This window comes from Streptomyces sp. NPDC014623, assembly GCF_043088245.1.
Lineage (GTDB): Bacteria > Actinomycetota > Actinomycetes > Streptomycetales > Streptomycetaceae > Streptomyces.
Genome location: NZ_JBIBZU010000012.1, coordinates 64993 through 86720, shown reverse-complemented (window position 1 = coordinate 86720; position 21728 = coordinate 64993). Strand labels below are relative to the sequence as shown.

Below are 21728 nucleotides of genomic sequence, written 5' to 3'. Positions count from 1 at the left end.
GCTCCTGTACGGCAGACTTGACCCCACTCGAGGGGCCCGGCGCACGAGGCCGGGGACCAAAGCGAAGGATGGGTATGCCGACCACACCAGCCACCCCGGCGCACAGCTCGTCGAACGCCACAGCAGACGCGATCATGCTCGAACTGGTCGACGAGGACGGCACCACCATCGGCACCGCGGAGAAGCTCGCGGCTCACCAGGCCCCCGGCCAGCTGCACCGGGCGTTCTCCGTCTTCCTCTTCGACGAGCAGGGACGGCTGCTGCTGCAGCGCCGCGCACTCGGCAAGTACCACTCCCCCGGCGTGTGGTCGAACACCTGTTGCGGCCATCCCTACCCGGGAGAGGCTCCGTTCGCGGCGGCCGCCCGGCGTACGTACGAGGAGCTGGGAGTCTCGCCCTCGCTGCTCGCCGCGGCGGGCACGGTCCGCTACAACCACCCGGATCCGGTGTCGGGGCTGGTGGAGCAGGAGTTCAACCACCTCTACGTCGGGATGGTGCAGGAACGTCTGCGGCCGGACGGGGAGGAGGTCGGCGAGACGGCCTTCGTGACCGCCGGTGAGCTCGCGGAGCGGCATGCCGCAGCGCCGTTCTCGGCGTGGTTCATGACCGTGCTGGACGCCGCACGGCCCGCGATCAGGGAGCTGACGGGGTCTTCCGCCGGCTGGTGAAGCCGCGCACCCTCCGGGGGCGGTCAGAGCTGCGTCTTCAGTGGCAGCGCCGCCCAGATGACCTTGCCGCCGCCCGCGGTGTGCTCCACGTCGCAGGCGCCGCCCGCCTCGGCGGTGATCTCACGCACCAGGAGCAGCCCGCGGCCGCCTGTCTGCGCGTGGTCGGTGACCAGCGCGGCCGGACGGTAGGGGTGATTGTCCTCGACGGAGACCCTGATCCGTTCCGCCCCGATGGCCACCTCGACCGCCAGCTCGGGCGAGAGGAGCGCCGCGTGCCGGACCGCGTTGGTGACCAGTTCGGACACGATCAGCAGCAGACCCTGGAGGACGCCGTCCTCGATGGGCACCCCCTGCCGGCCGATGAGGTCCCGCACGGCGTGCCGGGCCTGCGGAACCGAGACGTCGACGGCGGGGGCGGTGAAGCGCCACACCCCCTCGTACGACACGGGACGGGCCGGAACACTCCCACGGCTCTCCATAGACCGCCACCCGCTCTCGGCTCGCATGCCACTGACCATCGGGTAACGAGTGTCGGTAAGAGGGTGGTCAGGACCACAGCTCTGATCACAAGTGGCGCCTTGTGGAAATGATTTGACCGAGTAGGTAGGACAGCGTCAGGTGATTGGACTACTTCCCACCTGCTTCGGGCGTCATCCGGTCCGTCACCGGGCTGACGGCCCGCCGTCGGCCCGTGCCGTTCGGCCGCGGCGCGGCCGTCGGCGGCTCCTCCCGGTGCGCGCCCGCGTCGTGGCCCCTTCCCGATCATGGTCCGGATCGTACGGATAGCATCCGGCGCATGGACCTCAGGGAGCAGACGGCGGGTACGGAGCCGCGGCTGGAGCACGCGGTCGCGGACGGCGTCGCCACTGTCGTCATCAGCAACCCCGCCAAGCGCAACGCCATGACCTCGGACATGTGGGAGGCGCTGCCCGTGCTGCTGGAGGAGCTGGCCGCCGACGCCGGTGTACGCGTCCTCGTGCTCACCGGCGCCGGCGACACCTTCTGCGCGGGCGCGGACATCGCCTCCCTCCGGGACCCGGGCGGGCGGCCGCAGGCGCTCGCCGTGCGGGCCGAGGAGGCCTTGGCCGCCTTCCCGCGGCCGACGCTGGCCGCCGTACGTGGATACTGCGTGGGCGGCGGCAGCCAGCTCGCGGCCGCGTGCGATCTGCGCTTCGCCGAGGAGGGCGCTTCTTTCGGCGTCACCCCGGCCAAGCTCGGGATCGTCTACCCCTCGTCCTCGACACGCCGGCTGGTCGCGCTCGTCGGGCCGGCCGCGACGAAGTTCCTGTTGTTCTCCGGGGAGCTGATCGGAACGGAACGGGCGCTGCGCACAGGACTGGTGGACGAGGTCCTGCCGCCGGGCGGGCTGGGGGAACGGGTGCGCGCGTTCGCGCGGGTCCTGGCGTCGCGTTCACAGCTGACCCAGGCCGCGGCGAAGGAGTTCGCCGACGGCCGCGAGGACCGGGACGCGTACTGGTCGCGGCAGGCGCTCGGCAGCGGCGACACGGCCGAGGGGGTCGCCGCCTTCCTGGAGCGCCGCGCCCCCCGCTTCACCTGGACGACGGGGAGCGCCGGTCCCCCGCCTGCTTCAGGATGAACCGGCTCCTGGCCCGCCACCCCTCGACCATGGCCGCCGGGGCCTTGTCCGGTGACCCGCAGTCGTAGGGCGGCCGGGGATCGTACTCGGTCAGCAGCTGGACGCTCCGGGCGTGGTCGTCACCCGCGATCCTGCCCAGCAGGGTGAGGCCCATGTCGATGCCGGAGGAGACACCGGCAGCGGTCACGTACTTGCCGTCGAGGGCCACCCGCTCCCCCGTCGGCTCGGCCCCGAAGGTCTTCAGGACGTCGAGGGCGAGCCAGTGCGAGGTGGCACGCCGGCCTGTGAGCAGGCCGGCGGCGGCGAGCAGCAGGGAACCGGTGCACACCGAGGTCGTCCAGGTACTGGTGGCATCGGCTGTCCGCAGCCAGCCGAGCAACGCCTCGTTCTCCATCTGGTCGCTCTGCCCCGGGCCCCCCGGCACGATCAGCACATCGGGGGCGGTCACGTCCGCGAGCGCCCGGTCGGCGACGAGCGAGAGGCCTCCGTTGTCGTTGCGCACCGCCCCGGGCCGCTCGGCGACGAAGACGGTCTCGACACCGGGAGCCCGGCTGAGCATCTCGTAGGGACCCACGGCGTCGAGCGCGGTGAAGCGGTCGAAGAGCACGATGGCGATCTGCATGATGATCCTTCCTCTGCTGCTGTCGTGGTGCGGGCAGGACCGCTGTCGCGGTGCTGCGGCGGTGCCGTCCCGTCAGGCGGGCCGGCCGCGGAAGCGGCGCCGGTACTCGGCGGGCGCGGTCCCGAGGGCCTTGACGAAGGCACGGCGCATCGCTTCCGGGGTGCCGTAACCGCTGGCGCGGGAGATGCCGGTGATGCCGTCGCTCGTGTCCTCCAGGAGCCGCCGTGCCTGTTCGATGCGTACGCGTTCGACGTACCGGCCGGGGGGCAGCCCGGTCTCGGCCTGGAACGCGCGGGCGAAGTGCCGGGGCGAGAGCCTGGCGCGGGCCGCGAGCGCCTCCACCGAGAGGTCGGCGTCCGGATGCCCGGTGATCCAGTGCTGGACCTCGCGCAGGGGCTCGCGTACGGCGGTCTGTGCGGTGAGCTGGGCACTGAACTGCGCCTGGTTGCCGGGGCGCCGCAGGAAGACGACGAGGTGGCGGGCCACGGTGAGCGCCACGTCCCGCCCGTGTTCCTCCTCCACCAGGGCGAGCGCGAGGTCGATGCCGGCGGTGACGCCGGCCGAAGTCGCCAGGCGTCCGTCGCGTACGAAGATCGGGTCGGGGTCCACGCGCACCGCCGGGTACGTCCGGGCGAGCGTCTCGCACACGGACCAGTGGGTGGTCACCCGGTGGCCGTCGAGCTGGCCCGCCTCGGCGAGGAGAAGGGCGCCGGTGCACACCGAGACCAGGTCACGGGCCCGCGGGGCGTGTGTGCGGAGCCAGCTGACCAGCTCCGGATCGGGCGTCCTCGTGCCGACGCCTCCCGGTACGAGGAGCAGATCGGGCACCGGGGCGTCCGCGAGGGCGACGTCGGGGACGAGTGTGAGGCCGCTGGAGCAGCGGACCGGTGTTCCGCCGAGTGAGGCGGTACGCAGGTCGTAGGAGATGCCGGGGAAGCAGGAGGCTCCGGCGAAGACCTCGACCGGGCCGCTCACATCGAGGCTCTGGACGCCGTCGAAGAGGACGACGAGTACGGATCGCTGCTTCATGTCCGCCATCCTGGGCGTGCCGTCCGACGGCCGCAATGACGAGTTCCCCACCTTTCCTGCCATGCGGGTCCCACGGTCCACCCGGGTCTACCCCACGTACCAACCAGTCGGTAACGTGCGGGCATGAGTACTCTTCCGCCGCGTGCAGGACGCCGCTGCCACAATGCGCTCAACCCGTTGCACTCCTGTGTCTACTTCTCCCCCGACCTCGGCAGGGAGTTCGGGGAACTCGGCGTCGAGGACGGGAGCCGGGTCTACTTCGCCGCGCGCGGCGCGGCCCTGGGTGCCGTCGGGGCGGGCACGGTCACCGCCACCTTCTACAACTTCGACCACGAGCTGGTGGCCCGCCATCTGCCCGCCGTCTGGTCGGACATCACTCCTCAGGCGGCGCTCGACGCCCGCCTGCGGGCAGCCGACTCGACGCTGCGCCGGGTACTCGGCGAGGAGGTCATCGGTTCCCCGGAGATGGCGGAGGCGGCCGGGCTGGCCCTGCGGGCCGCCGAGGCCTGCACCCGCCACGCCCGTCCGCTGTACGCCGCCCACGCGGACCTGGATGTCCCGGACCAGCCGCATCTGGCGTACTGGCACGCGGCGACACTGCTGCGTGAGCACCGCGGCGACGGGCACCTGGCCGCACTGCTCACGGTCGGCCTCGACCCCCTCGAGGCCCTGGTCAGCCACACCGCCACCGGTAAGGGAATGGCGCCGCGCTGGATCCTCGCCACCCGAGGCTGGCGGCGTACGGACTGGGACGCCGCGGTGGAGCGGCTGCGCGGCCGGGGCGTACTGGACGCGGAGGGTGAGCTGACCGACGCGGGCACCGCGCTGAGGGCCGGTCTGGAGGAGGCGACGGACCGCATGGACGCCGCACCGTACGAGCATCTGGGCGCCGCGGGCGTGGACCGGCTCACCGAACTGGGCCGCGGATTCCTCTTCACCGCCGCCTCCGCCGGAGCCTTCCCCGACGACCTGGTCGGCAAGGGCTGAACCCCGTACGCGTTTACGCCGGACGGAACCGGCCAGGCGGTAGTCACACCCTACGGAGGAGGCACACCGTGTTCCGTGCGATCGCAAACGCCCTGAGTACCGTCGGCTCGGCCGTGGCCACCGTGGTGACTCTCCCCTTCCGGCTCGTGGCAGGCCTTTTCGGCGGTGCATCGCGCAGCGGCAGGACCCGGCGCGCATAAGACCGTCCGCCCTTTGCAGGGCGGTCCGAGCCCGAGCAGCTTCGAGAGGACGCGGGGGCCGTGATCGACCAGGTCACGCGACACGGCCCCGGCAACCCGGCACAATGCAGGCGAAGGGGCCCACCCGTGTGGAGCACCCCAGTGGCACAGCCAGTACGAGAAGGCGAGTCGGGAAAACCGTGACGACGTCCATCGAAGGCAGGATCGCCGAGGAGCTCGGCGTACGTGAGCGTCAGGTGCAGGCGGCCGTCGACTTGCTCGACGGCGGGTCGACCGTGCCGTTCATCGCGCGCTACCGCAAGGAAGCGACCGAGATGCTCGACGATGCGCAACTGCGCACGCTCGAGGAGAGGCTGCGGTATCTGCGGGAACTCGAGGACCGCCGTACGGCGGTCCTCGGGTCCGTACGTGAACAGGGCAGGCTCGACGCCGCCCTGGAGGCGCAGATCCGGGCGGCCGACACGAAAGCGCGGCTGGAGGACATCTACCTCCCGTTCAAGCCGAAGCGCCGGACGAAGGCGCAGATCGCACGTGAGGCGGGGCTGGAACCCCTGGCCGACCGGCTGCTCGGCGACCCGTCCCTCGACCCCCTCACCGCCGCCGGCGCGTTCGCCGACGCCGAGAAGGGTGCGGCGGGCCCGGCGGCGGCGCTGGAGGGCGCGCGGGCGATCCTCGCCGAGCGCTTCTCGGAGGACGCCGATCTCACCGGTGAACTGCGCGAACGCATGTGGGCGCGTGGCAGGGTCGTCGCGAAGGTGCGGGAGGGCAAGGAGGAGGCGGGCGCGAAGTTCGCCGACTACTTCGACTTCGCCGAGCCGTTCACCGCTCTGCCCTCCCACCGCGTCCTCGCGATGCTCCGGGGCGAGAAAGAAGACGTGCTCGACCTGGTCCTGGAGCCGGAGGAACCGTCGGAGCAGCCGGGTCCCTCGTCCTACGAGAACCTGATCGCCCGCCGGTTCGGAGTCGCGGACCGCGGCCGGCCCGGGGACGCATGGCTGGGCGACACGGTTCGCTGGGCCTGGCGCACCCGGATCCTGGTGCACCTCGGGATCGACCTGCGGCTCCGGTTGCGTACGGCGGCGGAGGACGAGGCCGTACGGGTCTTCGCGTCGAACCTGCGTGATCTGCTGCTCGCCGCCCCGGCCGGCACCCGGGCGACTCTGGGGCTCGACCCCGGTTTCCGTACGGGTGTGAAGGTCGCCGTCGTGGACGCGACCGGCAAGGTCGTCGCGACGGATGTCATCCACCCGCATGTGCCGGCGAACGAGTGGGACCGGTCGCTGGCCACGCTGGAGCGTCTCGCCAAGGAGCACCAGGTCGACCTGATCGCGATCGGCAACGGCACCGCCTCCCGCGAGACCGACAAGCTTGCCGGTGAACTGTGCGACAGAAACCCTGAGTTGAAGCTCACCAAGGTGATGGTCTCGGAGGCGGGCGCTTCCGTGTACTCGGCGTCGGCCTTCGCCTCGCAGGAACTCCCGGACATGGACGTGTCGTTGCGCGGCGCGGTCTCGATCGCACGTCGGCTGCAGGACCCGCTGGCGGAGCTGGTGAAGATCGACCCGAAGTCCATCGGCGTCGGTCAGTACCAGCACGACCTGTCCGAGGTGAAGCTGTCACGCTCCCTGGACGCGGTGGTCGAGGACTGTGTGAACGGCGTGGGGGTCGACGTCAACACCGCGTCGGCGCCGCTGCTCTCGCGCGTGTCCGGCATCGGGTCGGGACTGGCCGAGAACATCGTCGCCCACCGGGACGCGAACGGCCCCTTCCGGTCCCGGCGCGCGCTCAAGGACGTGGCACGGCTGGGCCCGAAGGCGTACGAGCAGTGCGCCGGCTTCCTCCGGATCCGGGGCGGCGACGACCCCCTGGACGCGTCGAGCGTGCACCCGGAGGCGTATCCCGTGGTCCGGACGATGGCGAAGCGGACAGGCGGTGACGTGGCTTCGCTGATCGGCGACACGGCCACCCTCAGGTCGTTGCGGCCGGACGATTTCGTGGACGAGAAGTTCGGTCTGCCGACCGTCACCGACATCCTCAGGGAACTGGAGAAGCCCGGCCGCGACCCGCGTCCCGCCTTCCGGACGGCCACGTTCAGGGAAGGCGTCGAGAAGCTCGGCGACCTGGCCCCCGGGATGGTGCTGGAGGGCGTCGTCACGAACGTGGCCGCGTTCGGCGCATTCGTGGACATCGGCGTCCACCAGGACGGTCTCGTCCATGTGTCGGCGATGTCGCGGACGTTCGTCAAGGACCCGAGGGATGTCGTGAAACCGGGCGACATCGTGAAGGTGAAGGTCATGGACGTCGACATCCCGCGCAAGCGTGTCTCGCTGACCTTGCGGCTCGACGACGAGGCGGCGGGCCGGGGCGGCGGGCAGAGCCCGAAGCAAGGCGAGCGGAACCCGCAGGGCGGAGGTGAGCGGCCGCCCCGGCAGCGGCAGGGCCGGGACGACCGCCAGGGGGCTTCCGGCCGGCGCCGTGACCGGCGCGCGGACGGTGGCAACGGCGGCGGGGCGGCACGCCCGGCCGCCGCGCCGGCCAACAGCGCGATGGCCGACGCGCTGCGGCGTGCGGGGCTGGCGGGCGGCTCCGGCAGCCAGGGCGGTCGCAAACGCTGAGGCAGACGTGCGGGCGGACGGGGGCTCACCCTGTCCGCCCGGTGTCGTTCCCGCCGGTGCCGGGCCACGGAAACGGCTCGGCGCCGTCACGTGGGACGAGTGCTGCCGGAAGCATTGACATGCCCAGGGCTCGCCCTCACTCTGAGTGCCAGCCCCGGATGCAACCGGTTGCACCATGCCGACCGCCTCCCGGCAGCACGGACCACATGCCGGAGGAGTGAGGTCTCTCCACCTCTCGCACTCCCACCGGCTCCCTGGTGGAAAGGACTGCCATGCCGCCCACAGCACGAAGCCCCACGCCCACCTCTCTGGCGACGGCTGCCGGATTCGCCCCCTCCGTCGGCGTACGCACTTCTTCGGCCCCCTGAGCACCTCTTTTGTGCAACCGGTTGCACACCGCCACGCACGAGCGTTCACGGCCTCGCGGCCTCCTGTATGCGCCGGGAGCGGGAAAGGGTACGTTCGGGGCGGGCGAGGGAGCAGGAGCGGGAGCGGCAAGGGGAACCAACTGTGGCGATGACCATCCGTGATGTCGCGCAGGCCGCGGGGGTTCACGTCTCCACCGTCTCGCGGGCCTTCTCGGCCTCCCATCTCGTGAAGCGGGAGACCCGGGACCGGGTCCTGGCCGTCGCCGCGGAGCTGGGCTACCGGCCCAACGAGACGGCACGGGCACTGACCACCGGCCGCACCCGGAATCTCGGACTGATCGTCTCCGACATCGCCAATCCCTTCTACCCGCCCCTCATCAAGGCCGCTCAGGCATACGCCCGCGTCCGCGGCTATCAGGTCTTCGTGGCGGACACCGACGAGGACGCCCATGCGGAGGAGGAGCTGATCCGGACCCTGGCCCGCCAGGTCGACGGCGTGGTCCTGGTCAGTCCCCGGCTGGCCAACGACGTCATCGCCCGGCTGGGCGGGGACCTGCCCTTCGTCCTGGTCAACCGTCAGGTGGCGGGTCTCTCCGCCGTCCTGATGGACGTGGCTCACGGCACGGCCCTCGCGGTGGAACACCTCGCGGGGCTGGGTCACGGGCATCTGGCCCTGGTCGGCGGCCCGCGAGGGTCGTGGACCAGCGCGGAGATGCGACGGGCCGCCGGCCGGGCAGCCGCTGACCAGGGCGCACGGCTCGACGTGATCGGCCCCAACGCACCGACGGAGCAGGGCGGGATCAAGGTGACGGCCGCCGTACTCAGGACAGGAGCCACCGGTGTGATCGCTTACAACGACCTGATCGCCATCGGACTCGTCGAAGGGCTGGAGGAACGGAAGGTCCGGGTGCCACGTGACATCAGCGTGATCGGCGTGGACGACACCGTGGCCGGGCGGCTGAACCGGCCCCGGCTCACCACGGTCGCGATGCCCACCGCTCCGGCCGGCAGGACGGCGGTCGATCTGCTGATCCAGATGATCGAGGCGGTTGAGGCGGTCGGCGCCGGTCCCGCCACGGCACAGACCACCCTGGCCACGTCACTGGTCGTCAGGGACTCCACCACGGCGCCGGGTCCGCAGGCCGGCTGATCGTCCGCACCATCTTGTTGACCGCCCAGGACGGGTGTCGTACCGTCACCAATGTTCACATATTCGAACCTGGTTCATCATATGGAACCTTGTTCCGGAGCCGGTTCAGCCTTCACCACCGCACCAACCATTGACAGGTGCCTGCGGAGGACGCCGCAGGCGGTGAAAGGAATAGCCAGTGCGTACTGAGAATCAGCACGTCAGAAGACGTGGCGGTCGTGCGGCCGCCCTCTTCGCAACCGTGGTTTCACTGCTCGCCGCAGGACTCACCACGCTCTTCTCGACCGGCTCCGCTTCGGCAGCCCCGGCTGCGGGTTCGTACAGCCTGGCGAACGCCGCCAGCGGTCTGTGCCTGGGCGTACCCGGCTCGAGCACCTCTGCGGGCACGCAGCTCGCCCAGAGCACCTGCAACGGTGCCGCCGGCCAGACCTGGAAGCTCACCGCGTCAGGCAGCGGCTACACCCTGACCGCAGCGAACAGCGCCAAGTGTGCCGGCGTGCGGGGCGCGTCCACCAGCGCCGGCAAGGCCGTGGAGCAGCAGGACTGCAGCGGCGCCGCCTCCCAGGTGTGGACCCTGACCGCGGTCAGCGGCAACACCTACCGCGTCGTCAACGGCAACGGCGGCAAGTGCCTCAACGTGAAGGACAGTTCGACGGCCCCGGGCGCCCTGGTCCAGCAGAACTCCTGCGACTCGGTGAGCAGTAAGAGCTGGACCTTCACCGCCTCGGGCACCGTACCCACGGACCCGCCGACCGACCCGCCGACCGACCCGCCCACGGACCGGCCGTCGTGGCCGGCCGCCAACGGCAGCCAGGCCGTCTCCGCCACCATCGAGGTCTCGGGCACCTACGACGGCGGCATGAAGCGCCTGTACGGCAGCGGTGACCTGGGCAGCGGCGGCCAGGACGAGGACCAGCCCCCGCTCATCAAGCTGGCAAACGGCGCCACCCTGCAGAACGTCGTCCTCGGTGCTCCGGCCGCCGACGGTGTGCACTGCGCGGGCACCTGCACGATCAGGAACGTCTGGTGGGAGGACGTGGGCGAGGACGCCGCGACCTTCCGCGGCGGCTCCTCCTCGACGGTCCGCACGATCGACGGCGGGGGCGCCAGAAAGGCCGAGGACAAGGTGTTCCAGCACAACGGTGCCGGCACCCTGGTCGTCAAGAACTTCCAGGTCGAGGACTTCGGGAAGCTGGTCCGCTCCTGCGGCAACTGTTCCACGCAGAACGCCCGGCACATCCAGCTGCAGAACATCTGGGTGACGGCTCCCGGTGACACCCTCGTCGGGATCAACACCAACTACGGCGACACCGCGCGGTTCTCGGACGTCACCGTCTACGACGACGACGGCCGTGACCTCGACATCTGCACCAAGTACAAGGGCACCACGAGCGGCGAGCCCAGCAAGATCGGCACGGGGGCGGACGGCACCCACTGCCTTTACTCCTCGTCCGACATCAATTACGTCGACTGAGGCGCGAACCGCCGTCCGGGGCCCGTCCCTCCCCTCGGGGGGGGACGGGCCCCTCGCGCATCAGCCGGCCTCGGTGACCTTGCCGTCGGACACCTCGACGCGGCGGGTCGTACGGACCGCCTCCAGCATCCGCCGGTCGTGCGTGACCAGCAGCAGCGTCCCGGTGTACGCCTCCAGCGCCGACTCCAGCTGTTCGATCGCCGGAAGATCCAGGTGGTTCGTGGGCTCGTCCAGGACGAGCAGGTTGACGCCCCTGCCCTGGAGGAGTGCGAGACCCGCCCGGGTGCGTTCGCCGGGCGAGAGCGTGGTCGCGGGGCGCAGCACGTGAGCTGCGCGCAGGCCGAATTTGGCGAGCAGCGTACGCACCTCGGCGGGCTCGGTGTCCGGGACGGCGGCGCAGAACGCGTCCAGCAGGCTCTCCGTACCGTGGAACAACCTGCGCGCCTGGTCCACCTCGCCCACCACGACGCCCGAGCCGAGCGTGGCGTGGCCGGCGTCGAGCGGGAGCCTGCCGAGCAGGGCGGCGAGCAGCGTGGACTTGCCCGCGCCGTTGGCGCCGGTGATGGCGACCCGGTCCGCCCAGTCGACCTGCAGGGTGGCAGGACCGAAGGAGAAGCCCCCCCGGACGACGGCGGCATCGCGCAGGGTGGCCACGACGGAACCGGAGCGCGGCGCGGAGGCGATCTCCATCCGCAGTTCCCACTCCTTGCGGGGTTCCTCGACGGCGTCGAGGCGCTCGATCATGCGCTGCGTCTGTCTGGCCTTCGCGGCCTGCTTCTCACTGGCCTCGCTGCGGAACTTGCGGCCGATCTTGTCGTTGTCGGTGGCCTTGCGGCGGGCGTTCTTCACCCCTTTGTCCATCCAGCCGCGCTGCATCTGGGCACGGCCCTCGAGCGCGGAGCGCTTGTCGGCGTACTCCTCGAACTCCTCGCGGGCGTGCGCACGGGCGCGTTCGCGTTCCTCCAGGTAGGAGGCGTAGCCGCCGCCGTAGAGGTTGATCTCCTGCTGGGCGAGATCGAGCTCCAGGACCCTGGTGACCGTCCGCATCAGGAACTCGCGGTCGTGGCTGACGACGACGGTGCCGGCGCGCAGTCCTGACACGAAGCGCTCCAGCCGCTCCAGGCCGTCGAGGTCGAGGTCGTTGGTGGGCTCGTCGAGCAGGAAGACGTCGTAGCGCGACAGCAGCAGTGAGGCCAGGCCGGCGCGGGCCGCCTGGCCGCCGGAGAGGGCCGTCATCGGAAGGTCGAGGCCGATGGTCAGGCCGAGGTCGGCGGCGACCTCCTCGGCACGTTCGTCCAGGTCGGCGCCGCCGAGGGACAGCCAGCGCTCCAGCGCGTCGGAGTACGCGTCGTCCGCGCCGGGCGCCCCGTCGACCAGGGCCTGGGTCGCTGCGTCCATGGCGGTCTGGGCGTCGGCGACCCCGGTGCGGCGGGCGAGGAATTCCCGTACGGACTCGCCCGCACGGCGCTCGGGCTCCTGCGGGAGGTGCCCGACGGTGGCGGTGGGCGGGGAGAGCCTCAGCTCACCCTCCTCCGGCCGGTCCAGCCCTGCGAGCAGACGGAGCAGCGAGGATTTGCCCGCGCCGTTGGCTCCGACGAGACCGATCACGTCACCGGGCGCGACCACGAGGTCGAGTCCGGTGAAGAGTGTGCGGTCGCCGTGCCCGGCGGCGAGTTCCTTGGCGACGAGAGTGGCAGTCATCAGGAAGCCGATCCTAACGAACCTCCGGCACCTCTCCTTCCGCCGGCCACGGGTGCGGCCATGGGGCGAAGGAGCTGCCGGGCGGTGGTCCGCCGGTGCACGACCACGGCGCCCGGGACTGCGCGCGGGCCGCGGCCCGGCCGGTGGGCCGGGCCGCGGCCTCGGTCAGGCCGGGCCCCCCTTGTGGCGTTCGTCGCTGGTGACGTCCGCGGGGCCGGGACCGATCCGGATCTCGAAGTCCCCGTCGTACTTGGCGTGTCCCTGGATGACCGCGGTTTCCACGGCTTCCACACCGAACTCCCTGCGGACGATCATCGGGTCCTGTCGCAGGTCCCGCATCAGGGAGACGCACATGCCGATCATGACGATGGTGAACGGCGCGGCCACGAGGATGGTCAGATTCTGCAGCCCTGCCAGCGCGTCTCCCTGGCCGTCGCCGACGAGCAGCATGACCGCCGCGACGGCGCCGGTGACCACGCCCCAGAAGATCACGACCCATTTGCCGGGTTCCAGGACGCCCTTCTGCGAGAGGGTGCCCATCACGATCGACGCGGCGTCGGCACCCGAGACGAAGAAGATGCCGACGAGGACCATCACCAGGATGCTCATGAGGGTGGCGACCGGGAACTGCTGCAGGACGCCGAAGAGCTGTGCCTCCGGGGTGTCGCCGACGTCGGCGAGCCGGCCCGCCTCCTCCAGCCGGATCGCCGATCCGCCGAAGACGGCGAACCAGACCAGGCTGACCGTGCTGGGCACGAGGATGACGCCGCCGACGAACTGACGGATCGTCCGGCCCCGGCTGATCCTGGCGATGAACATGCCGACGAAGGGCGTCCAGGAGATCCACCACGCCCAGTAGAAGACCGTCCAGCTGGCGAGCCAGTCGGCCACCGCCCCTTCACCGGTGGCTTCGGTGCGCCCGGCGAGCTGGGCGAGGTCACCGAAGTACGCGCCGATGGAGGTGGGCAGCAGGTCGAGCACGATGATGGTGGGCCCCGCGACGAAGACGAAGAGCACCAGGGCCAGGGCGAGCACCATGTTGATGTTGGACAGCCACTGGATGCCCTTCTCGACACCGGACACGGCGGAGAGGACGAAAGCGACCGTCAGCACGGCGATGATCGCGACCAGCAGGCCCGTGCCGGTCTTCTCCATCCAGTTGAGCTCCTGGAAGCCACTGCCGATCTGGAGCGCGCCGAGACCGAGCGAGGCCGCGGAGCCGAACAGCGTCGCGAAGATGGCGAGGATGTCGATGATCCGGCCGATCGCCCCGTGCGCGCGCTTCTCCCCGATGAGCGGTACGAAGACGGAGCTGATCGTCTGCCGCCGGTGCCGGCGGTAGGTGCTGTACGCGATGGCGAGCCCGACGACCGCGTAGATCGCCCAGGGGTGCAGGGTCCAGTGGAAGAGGGTGGTGGCCATCGCCGTCTGCATCGCCTCGGCGGTGTCGGCGGGGCGGGTGCCGGGTGGCGGATCGACGAAGTGGGCCAGCGGCTCGCTGACGCCGTAGAACATCAAGCCGATTCCCATACCGGCACTGAACATCATGGCGACCCAGGAAACCGTGCGGAATTCGGGCTCCTCCCCCTCCTGCCCGAGCGAGATCTTCCCGTATCGGCTGATCGCGAGCCAGAGGGCGAAGACCACGAAACCGGAGGCTGCCAGCATGAAGGCCCAGCCACCGTTGTGGATGAGGCCGTTGAGCAGTTTGTTGGAGACACTCTCCAGTGAGCTGGTGGCCGTGGAGCCCCAGACCACGAAGGCGACGGTGAGCACCGCCGTGACGCCGAAGACCACCCGGTCGGTCGTGGCGCGCCGGCCATGGTGCGGGTCGGCGGGTAGATCGGCCGTGACGGGGAGGTAGTCTCCCCGCCCGCCGGTTCCCTGCTCGTCGTGTGACACAGATGGCACCTTTCACGCAGTGCGAGATTTCGCTCTCCGTAGGCAGTACCACATGCGCTGCGCGTCTCGCGAGATCAACAAGCCGTTCCCCGTCGACCGCGTATACGGCGAACCCGCCGTCAGAACGCCGGGGAGGGGGGCCGGCTGATGGCGCGGCTGCTGAGGGAGCGGCTGAGCAGCGGCACCGGTGCCCGGACCGGGTCCGTGATCACCCCGGCCGAACCGGTCCGCCGGGTCCCGGCCCGAGCCCTCTGAAGGCCAGGGGCGCCGCTCGGCGGTGCGCGTCACCCCGGTCCGGCCGCTCCGGCAGCCCGCCGGCCACCGGCCCGCCACTCGGCCCGTGCCGACCTGGCGAGGGGCAGGTAGCGCAGCCGCTCGGGGAGCAGCGGTACGACCCACCGCACCACGGCGCCGAAACGCCGCAGGCGGCGCTCCTGCTCCGGGGACCAGTCGAGCCCGATGGCGTCGCGGGCGTCCGGCGGCATCAGCCCGATGGTGATGAAGCTGCGGAACCGCGCCAGTGGAGGGAGAAGCACCGGCCACAGCGCTTTCAGCAGAAGCCTCGGCATCAGGGGCCCCCGGTCGGGCGGCGGCACAGAGGCATCCGTGGCGATCAGCTCGCGCACGACGGCGGTCGCCTCCACCTCGTCGGCCAGCATCGTGCGGTAGTACGGCCAGAACTCCTCGATCGTCTGCGGCATGTCCCGGTCGTGGATGCCCAGGATCCGGCCGACCTGGAGCCACTCCCGGTACAGGACGCGCTCCTGCGCGTCGGTGAGGGGGCGGACCAGGTAGCGCGACGCGTGCCGGTAGACGGGGAAGCCGGTGGCGTGCACCCACGCGTAGTTCGCGGGGGTGAGCGCGTGGTAGCGCCGGCCCCGGGTGTCGGTTCCCTGGATCGTGCGGTGCACCTTCCTGAGTCTGCGCCCCTCCTCCGCGGCGGCCTCACCCCCGTACACCCAGAGCTGGAGCGAGTTCAGGGACCGCTCTCCACGCCCCCAGGGGTCCGTGCGGAAGACCGAGTGGTCGTCGACGCCGGCGCCGACGGCCGGGTGGGCGACCTGAAGGGTGAGGGCGGCAGGCAGCATCAGCAGTCCGCGGATGTCGCCGGCGAGGCTCCACAGGACGCCGCCCGGCGGAGGCGGTGCGGGCTCTCCTGCGCTGGTCATGCGGGCGCTCCCAAAGGTCGGCGGGTGCTCGGACCGGTGCCGGGCCCGTAGTGCTCCAGTATGCGAGCGCGAGCGTTCCGGCGACCAGCGGGGCAGCTCCGGTACGCCTCCCTCCTCTCCTCCGTGCGGGGCGTCTCCTTCCATCTGTGTCAGCGGTGTTGACGCACCTTGTGAAACAAGTCAATAGTGTTTGTAACTTTGACTCTCGGGATGAGCGGCAGACGGCCCGCCGCGAAGTCCGTCGAGGTGTCCCGGGTCCGTGTCGGCACCCGGAACGCCGCCGTACCGGCCCCACCGCGGGACCCGTACCCGAACGGGCCGTATCCCCGAAGGAGGTGCAGACCATGGGCCGCTACACCCGACTGCGCGAGATCCGCCGGCTGGACCCCGTCGGCGACTGCGCCGAGATACTCCGGCTGATGTCTCAGTACGAATTCCCGTGGGACTACCGGCAGGGCATCAGCGTCGCCTTCCTGCGCGACTACGGCGTCCCCAGGATCTCCGTACTGCTCGATCGCACACAGGAGTTCGAGCGCAACGGTCAGAAGCGCTACGACGACACCGTCCTGTTCGGGTACGAGATGGCGGCGGACGGTTTCGATTCGGAGCGTGCCCGGGCCGCGGCCCGCCATCTCAACCGGATCCACGGCAGGTACCGCATCCCGAACGAGGACTATCTCTACGTGCTGGCGACCACGGTCGTCGGCCCCAAACGCTGGATCGACCGGTTCGGGTGGCGGCCCCTGTGCGCGCAGGAGACGGGAGCGCTGGCCGAGGCGGGGCGGCGAATGGCCGCCATGATGGGCATCGAGGGAGCTCCCGGCACGTACGAGGGCTTCGAGAAACTGCTCGACTCCTACGAGGACCGGATGTTCGCGTACGATCCCGCGAACCGCCGGGTCGCCAATGCCACCTTCCGGGTCATGGCCGCCTGGTACCCGGCCCCGCTGCGTCCTCTGGTGGCCAGGTTCTCGCTGGCCCTCCTGGACGAGCCGTTACTGGCGGCGCTGGGTTTCCCGGCCCAGCCCCGGTGGGTGCGCGCGGCGGCCACACGTCTGGTACGCGCCCGGTCACGCGGTGTACGCCTGTTGCCCGCCCGGCCCCGGTGGCTGCCCTCCAGCCCTCGGCCGCGCAGTTACCCCTTCGGATACCAGCTCGACGACCTCGGTCCGCACTGGGCGCAGAGCCGTCCTCTGGAGCCCCTGCCCGTGGAGAAGACATGACGCCCGGGACCGTGCGGTGCACGGCATCGAGGGCATCCGTGCCGCGGTGGCCCGGGGCGCCGGCCGGAGCTGGGCCGCGTCCGGCCGGCGGGAACGCCGTGCCGCGGTGGAAGCGCGAGACGGCCGGGCCGACGAGTTCGCCGAGGTGATCGCCGCCGAGACCGGGAAGCCGGTGCACGACGCCCGCTCAGTGGTGCGGGCGAGGCGGGGTACGGGCGGACCCACGGCGCGGAAGGGCTGCGGGCCTCGTCGCGCCGCACTCGGTCACCGTACGGCGGTCCGCGCCGGCGGTGGACCTGATGCCGCTCTCGATGCCGCGGGAGACGGCCCGCCCGGGCGGCCGGACCGGGCAGGAAGCCGCATGCCCGGTTCCGAGGAGGGTCACCCGGCGCTGAGCAACGGCACCAGATAACCACGGGCGAAGGCACGCACCTGCTCGTCGTCGTCCAGCTCGAAGCAGCTCACCGGATTGAGGAGGAAGGAGACGGTGATCCGCACCATCAGTTCGGCGACCGGGGTCGGGTCCGTCTCCGGCCTTCCCTCGGCGCGCTGGGCACGCCGGAGCCGGTCGGCCAGATATCCGCGCATCGCGAGGAAGGCGGGTCCGCTCTCCAGGGTGAGGAAGGGGAGCATGATCTCCGGCTCCAGCTTCAGCAGCCCGCCCACCAGCGGGTGTTGACGAATGTGTTTGAGGACGGCCACGAAGCCGGCGACGAGCCGGTCCTCCATGGTGGGCAGTGCGGCCACCGCCTCGTCCACGTCCACGACGAATCTGCGGTACTCCCGCAGCAGGCAGGCGGAGACCAGGCTGTCCTTGTTGCCGATGCGGCGGTAGACGGTGACCCGCGAGACCTTGGCGCGCTTGGCCACGTCGTCGACGGTCGAGCGGCGCAGCCCGAAGGTCATGAACTGCTCACGCGCCGCGTCCAGGATCTGTTCGCTCAGCGCATCGGACGGCAGTGTCTCGCCGAGCGCCCTGGCCAGCAGTGTCTCGTTGCCACCCGGTGCCGCCATGGGCCCTCCCCGTCCGTTGTCACCACTCAACCATATCGACAACGCAACAGTGTTACCTCGTCCGCTTCTTTGTAACGCCTCCCTGGGGGGTCTCACCGGGCGGCGGGCGTCCGCCGCGGGCAGGGCACTCAGCCGCCGAAGTCGTACATCGTGACGTCGATACCGCGGCTCACCAGCCGGCCGGTGACGAGGGGCCCGGGCCAGGTGCCGCCGGCCAGCCCGCGGCCGATCCGCGGCATGTGGACGGAGGCCCCCAGCTCCGTGACCTCGGCGGCCACCCGGTCCGGCCCGGCGTCGATCGCCTCGTACCGCACCGGTGCTTTCTTGCTGCCGGTGCGTATCCCCCGCCGGCCCGCCACGTTCGCCACCCAGATGTACGGCTCGACCTGGACGAACTGCGCGGCTCCCCGCCCGGAGCCGCTGCCCGGGCGCTCGCGGTGCCAGCGGCGGTACGCGGCTCCGGCCCGGTCCAGCGGCGGCACAGGGCCAGGACGACACCCTCGCCCCACCCGCCCGGGTCGTTGCGGCAGCGCACGGTCGGCTCGACGCCCGTGCCCCGGGGCACGGGCGTCCCCCCGCACGCATGTGATCCCCGGCATGCCCTCACCGTACGGGCCGCCACTGACATCGGGGCTCGTGAGCGGCTACCGGCGGTGGTGGCTCAGGACCCGTCCTCCTCGTACAGCACGTCGAGTACCCCAGCGGACTGATCGCGGTTCACCCTGCGGCGGAGCTTCGGGGAAGGAGTCAGCTCGCCGGCCTCCGCTCCCGCGTCAGCAGCCGGTAGCGCTTGATCTGTCCGGTGCGGTTCAGCCGGGCGCCGGCGGTCTCGACGGCGCGCGACCTCCTCGTGCACCTCGGGGTGGGCGGCCGGGTCGCCCGTGATCCCGCCGGCCGCCGCCCGGACCGGTGCCGTCGCCGCGCCGAGGGCGAGCGGAGCCGTCCACAGCGGCCTTCGGAACCCAGGGAGGCCGTCAGAGCGGACACTTTCACAACTGTGGTGCGACAGCAATACTGTTGCATCTGATCCGCCCAGACCCCTCAGTACGGGTCTGCCCGTGACAAGGAGTGGACATGGCGACCGGGACGGACGAACCGACGCTGACCGTCGACGAACTGGCGGCGCGTGCGGGGGTCACGGTGCGCACCGTGCGTTTCTACAGCACCAGAGGCCTGCTGCCGCCTCCGGTGATCGGGCCCCGGCGCGTCGGGCACTACGGCCCCGACCACCTGTCCCGGCTGGCCCTCATCGAAGAACTCCAGCGCCAGGGCATGACGCTGGCGGCCATCGAACGCTACCTCCAGCAACTGCCGCCCGACCTGAGCGCGCAGGACCTGGCGATCCACCGTGCCCTGGTGGCGTCCTGGGCACCGGACTCGGCCGAGGAGATGGAGCGCGCCGAGCTGGAGCGACGGGCGGGCAGGCCCCTCGGCGCGCAGGACGTGGACCGGCTGGCGGCCATGGGGGTGCTGGAGCCCCCCCGGACACCCGGGGGGCCTCTCAGCGTGGATCTCGGCCTGCTGCGGCTCGGAGTGGAGCTTCTGGACGTACCCATCGCTCACGAGACGATCCTGGCCGCGCGCACGGTCCTGCTGGAGCACACCCGCTCGGCCGCCCACGAGCTGACCCGGCTGTTCCGCGACGAGGTGTGGAACCCCTACCGGGAGCGGGAGTCGGACCCGGAACACGTGAAGGCGATGAAGTCCCTGTCGGCCCATATGCAGCCGATGGTGCTCCAGGCGCTGCTGACGGCCTTCCAGCGGTCGCTGAAGGAGGAGCTGCGGGCCGCGTTCACCGCGAAGGAGGAGTGAACACGGCCCGCGGGGGGCGTCAGTCGTGGAAGGTCTCGCCCCTGGCGGCCTTCTCCACGAGCAGCGGCGACGGCAGGAAGCGGTCGCCGTAGCGCTCCGCGAGCTGCCGGGCCCGCGCCACGAAACCGGGGAGACCGCCTTCGTAACCGTTGATGTACTGGAGCACACCACCGGTCCAGGCGGGGAACCCGATGCCCATGATCGAGCCGATGTTCGCGTCGGCGACGGTCATGAGGACGTTCTCCTCCAGGCAGCGGACGCTGTCCAGGGCCTCGGAGAAGAGCATCCGCTCCTTCATGTCCTCGAACGGGATCTCGGTGCCCCGTCGCGTGAAGTGCTCGCGAAGACCCGGCCAGAGGGCTCCCCGCCTGCCGTCCTCGCCGTACTCGTAGAAGCCCGCTCCCCCGCTGCGCCCGGGCCGCCCGAACTCGTCGACCATCCGGTCGACGACCTCGTCCGCGGGGTGCGTGGCCCAGGTGCCGCCCGCTTCCTCGACGGCGCGCCGGGTCTCGTCGCGGATCCTGCGGGGCAGGGTGAGCGTCAGCTCGTCCATGAGGGAGAGCACCTTGGCCGGGTAACCGGCCTGCGCCGCCGCCTGTTCGACCGATGCGGGTTCCACACCCTCGCCGACCATCGCGACGCCCTCGTTGATGAAGTGGCCGATGACGCGTGAGGTGAAGAAGCCGCGCGAGTCGTTGACGACGATCGGGGTCTTCCTGATCCGGCGGACCAGGTCGAAGGCGCGCGCCAGGGCCTCGTCGCCGGTCTTCTCGCCCTTGATGATCTCGACGAGCGGCATCTTGTCGACGGGCGAGAAGAAGTGCAGCCCGATGAAGTCCGCCGGCCTGCTCACGCCTTCGGCGAGCACGGTGATGGGCAGCGTCGAGGTGTTGGAGCAGAGCAGCGCGTCGGGGGCGATGACGTCCTGGATCTCCTGGAACACCTTGTGCTTGAGCGCGGTGTCCTCGAAGACCGCCTCGATCACGGCGTCACAGCCCGCGAGGTCGGCCACGTCTCCGGTCGGAGTGATACGTGCCAGCAGCTCGTCCCGCTGCGCCTCGGTGGTACGGCCCCTGGAGAGCGCCTTGGTGAGGAGCTTCTCGCTGTACGCCTTGCCCTTGGCCGCGGCCTCGGTGGAGACGTCCTTGAGGACGACGTCGATACCCGCGCGGGCGCAGGAGTAGGCGATGCCCGCACCCATCATCCCGGCCCCCAGGACGGCGACCTTGCGGACCTGGCGCTCCTGCACGCCCGCCGGGCGGCTGGCGCCGGAGTTGACGGCCTGGAGGTCGAAGAAGAACGCCTGGATCATGTTCTTCGCGACCTGGCCGGTGACCAGCTCGGTGAAGTAGCGAGCCTCGATGGTCTGCGCGGTCTCGAAGTCCACCTGCGAACCCTCGACCGCCGCGGCCATGATGTTGCGTGGGGCGGGCATCGGCGCGCCCGCGAGCTGCTTCTTCAGGTTGGCCGGGAAGGCCGGCAGGTTGACCGCGAACTTCGGGTTCGAGGGGGTCCCGCCCGGGATCCGGTAACCCTTGACGTCCCAGGGCTGCTGCGACTCGGGGTGGGCGTCGATGAAGGCCCGCGCCTTGGCGAGCATCTCCTCACGGGTTCCGGCGACCTCGTGGACGAGACCGTTCTCCAGCGCCCGCCGCGGAGTGTACTGAGTGCCCTGGAGGAGGACCTTCAGCAGGGCGTCGGCGATGCCCATCAGCCGTACGGTGCGAGTGACTCCGCCACCGGCGGGCAGCAGACCGAGCGTGACCTCGGGCAGACCGATCCGGGAGCCGGGGGTGTCCAGGGCGATGCGGTGGTGGGCGGCGAGTGCGATCTCGTAACCGCCGCCGAGGGCCGCGCCGTTGATGGCGGCGACGACCGGCTTGCCGAGGGTCTCGATGGTACGGAGGGACTTCTTGATGGCGGTTCCGGCGTCGAACGCCTGCTGGGCGTTCTCGGGACCGATCTTGATCATGTCCTTGAGGTCACCACCCGCGAAGAAGGTCTTCTTGGCGGAGGTGTAGATGATGCCCCGGATGGAGTCCTTCTCGGCCTCGGCGCGCTCGGCGACGGCCGCGATGGACTCCTTGAAGCCCTGGTTCATCGTGTTGGCGGACTGGTTCGGGTCGTCGAGTACGAGGGTGACGACGCCGGTCTCGTCCTGTTCCCAGCGGATGGTCGTGCTCTCGGTCATTGCTGT

17 protein-coding genes and 1 pseudogene are annotated in these 21728 nt (G+C 70.9%); 9 read left to right on the top strand and 9 right to left on the bottom strand.

What is annotated here, in order from left to right:
* Positions 1 to 74 precede the first annotated feature (74 nt).
* Entirely contained in the window at positions 75 to 668 is a 594-nt protein-coding gene (gene idi / locus ACF1FZ_RS20295) for an isopentenyl-diphosphate Delta-isomerase (protein WP_391774774.1), read from the top strand.
* 23 nt (positions 669 to 691) lie between these two features.
* Here the strand turns inward: idi and ACF1FZ_RS20290 are convergent, their stop codons facing one another.
* A complete protein-coding gene (locus ACF1FZ_RS20290) occupies positions 692 to 1147 on the bottom strand; it encodes an ATP-binding protein (RefSeq protein ID WP_391774773.1) in 456 nt (151 codons plus the stop codon).
* 317 nt (positions 1148 to 1464) lie between these two features.
* On the opposite strand from ACF1FZ_RS20290, the gene ACF1FZ_RS20285 reads away from it, so the two are divergent.
* Positions 1465 to 2265, top strand: a complete 801-nt coding sequence (locus tag ACF1FZ_RS20285) for an enoyl-CoA hydratase/isomerase family protein (RefSeq protein ID WP_391774772.1) — start codon at positions 1465 to 1467, stop codon at positions 2263 to 2265.
* On the opposite strand, the gene ACF1FZ_RS20280 is transcribed toward ACF1FZ_RS20285, so the two are convergent.
* Both ACF1FZ_RS20280 and ACF1FZ_RS20275 read right to left on the bottom strand, forming a co-directional pair.
* Positions 2219 to 2887: a DJ-1/PfpI family protein gene (locus ACF1FZ_RS20280; protein WP_391774771.1), complete on the bottom strand. Its 669-nt coding sequence runs from the start codon at positions 2885 to 2887 to the stop codon at positions 2219 to 2221. The two genes, ACF1FZ_RS20285 and ACF1FZ_RS20280, sit on opposite strands and share 47 nt — an antisense overlap.
* A 72-nt stretch (positions 2888 to 2959) precedes the next feature.
* Positions 2960 to 3916: a GlxA family transcriptional regulator gene (locus tag ACF1FZ_RS20275; RefSeq protein WP_391774770.1), complete on the bottom strand. Its 957-nt coding sequence runs from the start codon at positions 3914 to 3916 to the stop codon at positions 2960 to 2962.
* Between the two features lie 123 nt (positions 3917 to 4039).
* Here ACF1FZ_RS20275 and ACF1FZ_RS20270 point away from each other — a divergent pair, with 123 nt between their 5' ends.
* The 5 genes from ACF1FZ_RS20270 to ACF1FZ_RS20250 all read left to right on the top strand — a co-directional run bounded on the left by ACF1FZ_RS20270 (position 4040) and on the right by ACF1FZ_RS20250 (position 10710).
* Positions 4040 to 4903: a hypothetical protein gene (locus ACF1FZ_RS20270; RefSeq protein WP_391774769.1), complete on the top strand. Its 864-nt coding sequence runs from the start codon at positions 4040 to 4042 to the stop codon at positions 4901 to 4903.
* A gap of 68 nt (positions 4904 to 4971) precedes the next feature.
* A complete protein-coding gene (locus ACF1FZ_RS20265) occupies positions 4972 to 5103 on the top strand; it encodes an LPFR motif small protein (RefSeq protein ID WP_391774768.1) in 132 nt (43 codons plus the stop codon).
* Between the two features lie 179 nt (positions 5104 to 5282).
* Positions 5283 to 7718: a Tex family protein gene (locus ACF1FZ_RS20260; RefSeq protein WP_391774767.1), complete on the top strand. Its 2436-nt coding sequence runs from the start codon at positions 5283 to 5285 to the stop codon at positions 7716 to 7718.
* A gap of 516 nt (positions 7719 to 8234) precedes the next feature.
* On the top strand, positions 8235 to 9236 hold the full coding sequence (locus ACF1FZ_RS20255) for a LacI family DNA-binding transcriptional regulator (protein ID WP_391774766.1): 1002 nt from the start codon (positions 8235 to 8237) through the stop codon (positions 9234 to 9236).
* Between the two features lie 178 nt (positions 9237 to 9414).
* Complete coding sequence (locus tag ACF1FZ_RS20250; protein WP_391774765.1) at positions 9415 to 10710, top strand: pectate lyase; 1296 nt, start codon at positions 9415 to 9417, stop codon at positions 10708 to 10710.
* 60 nt (positions 10711 to 10770) lie between these two features.
* On the opposite strand, the gene ACF1FZ_RS20245 is transcribed toward ACF1FZ_RS20250, so the two are convergent.
* The 3 genes from ACF1FZ_RS20245 to ACF1FZ_RS20235 form a co-directional block, all read right to left on the bottom strand.
* On the bottom strand, positions 10771 to 12411 hold the full coding sequence (locus ACF1FZ_RS20245; protein WP_391774764.1) for an ABC-F family ATP-binding cassette domain-containing protein: 1641 nt from the start codon (positions 12409 to 12411) through the stop codon (positions 10771 to 10773).
* A 165-nt stretch (positions 12412 to 12576) separates the two neighbouring features.
* Positions 12577 to 14313, bottom strand: coding sequence for a BCCT family transporter (locus tag ACF1FZ_RS20240; protein ID WP_391774763.1), 1737 nt, complete (start codon positions 14311 to 14313; stop codon positions 12577 to 12579).
* Between the two features lie 284 nt (positions 14314 to 14597).
* The gene (locus ACF1FZ_RS20235) at positions 14598 to 15482 is read right to left on the bottom strand and encodes an oxygenase MpaB family protein (RefSeq protein ID WP_391774762.1); all 885 of its coding nucleotides are present in this window, start codon (positions 15480 to 15482) and stop codon (positions 14598 to 14600) included.
* Positions 15483 to 15826: 344 nt separating this feature from the next.
* Here ACF1FZ_RS20235 and ACF1FZ_RS20230 point away from each other — a divergent pair, with 344 nt between their 5' ends.
* Positions 15827 to 16705 (top strand): oxygenase MpaB family protein, encoded by an 879-nt coding sequence (locus tag ACF1FZ_RS20230; RefSeq protein ID WP_391774761.1) that lies wholly within the window; start codon positions 15827 to 15829, stop codon positions 16703 to 16705.
* A gap of 381 nt (positions 16706 to 17086) precedes the next feature.
* On the opposite strand, the gene ACF1FZ_RS20225 is transcribed toward ACF1FZ_RS20230, so the two are convergent.
* Positions 17087 to 17719 (bottom strand): TetR/AcrR family transcriptional regulator, encoded by a 633-nt coding sequence (locus ACF1FZ_RS20225; protein WP_391774760.1) that lies wholly within the window; start codon positions 17717 to 17719, stop codon positions 17087 to 17089.
* A gap of 128 nt (positions 17720 to 17847) precedes the next feature.
* A pseudogene (locus tag ACF1FZ_RS20220) lies at positions 17848 to 18318 on the bottom strand (Appr-1-p processing protein).
* Positions 18319 to 18793: 475 nt separating this feature from the next.
* On the opposite strand from ACF1FZ_RS20220, the gene ACF1FZ_RS20215 reads away from it, so the two are divergent.
* Positions 18794 to 19531, top strand: coding sequence for a MerR family transcriptional regulator (locus tag ACF1FZ_RS20215; protein ID WP_391774759.1), 738 nt, complete (start codon positions 18794 to 18796; stop codon positions 19529 to 19531).
* A gap of 19 nt (positions 19532 to 19550) precedes the next feature.
* On the opposite strand, the gene ACF1FZ_RS20210 is transcribed toward ACF1FZ_RS20215, so the two are convergent.
* Positions 19551 to 21722 carry a 3-hydroxyacyl-CoA dehydrogenase NAD-binding domain-containing protein gene (locus ACF1FZ_RS20210; RefSeq protein ID WP_391774758.1) on the bottom strand — a complete coding sequence of 724 codons (2172 nt, stop codon included), beginning with the start codon at positions 21720 to 21722 and terminating at the stop codon, positions 19551 to 19553.
* Between the last annotated feature and the right edge of the window lie 6 nt (positions 21723 to 21728).

Bases quoted from the DNA above. Each gene is read 5' to 3' on its own strand.
- idi (WP_391774774.1), top strand. From the start codon at position 75: ATGCCGACCACACCAGCCACCCCGGCGCACAGCTCGTCGAACGCCACA.
- ACF1FZ_RS20290 (WP_391774773.1), bottom strand. From the start codon at position 1,147: ATGGAGAGCCGTGGGAGTGTTCCGGCCCGTCCCGTGTCGTACGAGGGG.
- ACF1FZ_RS20285 (WP_391774772.1), top strand. From the start codon at position 1,465: ATGGACCTCAGGGAGCAGACGGCGGGTACGGAGCCGCGGCTGGAGCAC.
- ACF1FZ_RS20280 (WP_391774771.1), bottom strand. From the start codon at position 2,887: ATGCAGATCGCCATCGTGCTCTTCGACCGCTTCACCGCGCTCGACGCC.
- ACF1FZ_RS20275 (WP_391774770.1), bottom strand. From the start codon at position 3,916: ATGAAGCAGCGATCCGTACTCGTCGTCCTCTTCGACGGCGTCCAGAGC.
- ACF1FZ_RS20270 (WP_391774769.1), top strand. From the start codon at position 4,040: ATGAGTACTCTTCCGCCGCGTGCAGGACGCCGCTGCCACAATGCGCTC.
- ACF1FZ_RS20255 (WP_391774766.1), top strand. From the start codon at position 8,235: ATGACCATCCGTGATGTCGCGCAGGCCGCGGGGGTTCACGTCTCCACC.
- ACF1FZ_RS20245 (WP_391774764.1), bottom strand. From the start codon at position 12,411: ATGACTGCCACTCTCGTCGCCAAGGAACTCGCCGCCGGGCACGGCGAC.
- ACF1FZ_RS20235 (WP_391774762.1), bottom strand. From the start codon at position 15,482: ATGACCAGCGCAGGAGAGCCCGCACCGCCTCCGCCGGGCGGCGTCCTG.
- ACF1FZ_RS20230 (WP_391774761.1), top strand. From the start codon at position 15,827: ATGGGCCGCTACACCCGACTGCGCGAGATCCGCCGGCTGGACCCCGTC.
- ACF1FZ_RS20225 (WP_391774760.1), bottom strand. From the start codon at position 17,719: ATGGCGGCACCGGGTGGCAACGAGACACTGCTGGCCAGGGCGCTCGGC.
- ACF1FZ_RS20215 (WP_391774759.1), top strand. From the start codon at position 18,794: ATGGCGACCGGGACGGACGAACCGACGCTGACCGTCGACGAACTGGCG.
- ACF1FZ_RS20210 (WP_391774758.1), bottom strand. From the start codon at position 21,722: ATGACCGAGAGCACGACCATCCGCTGGGAACAGGACGAGACCGGCGTC.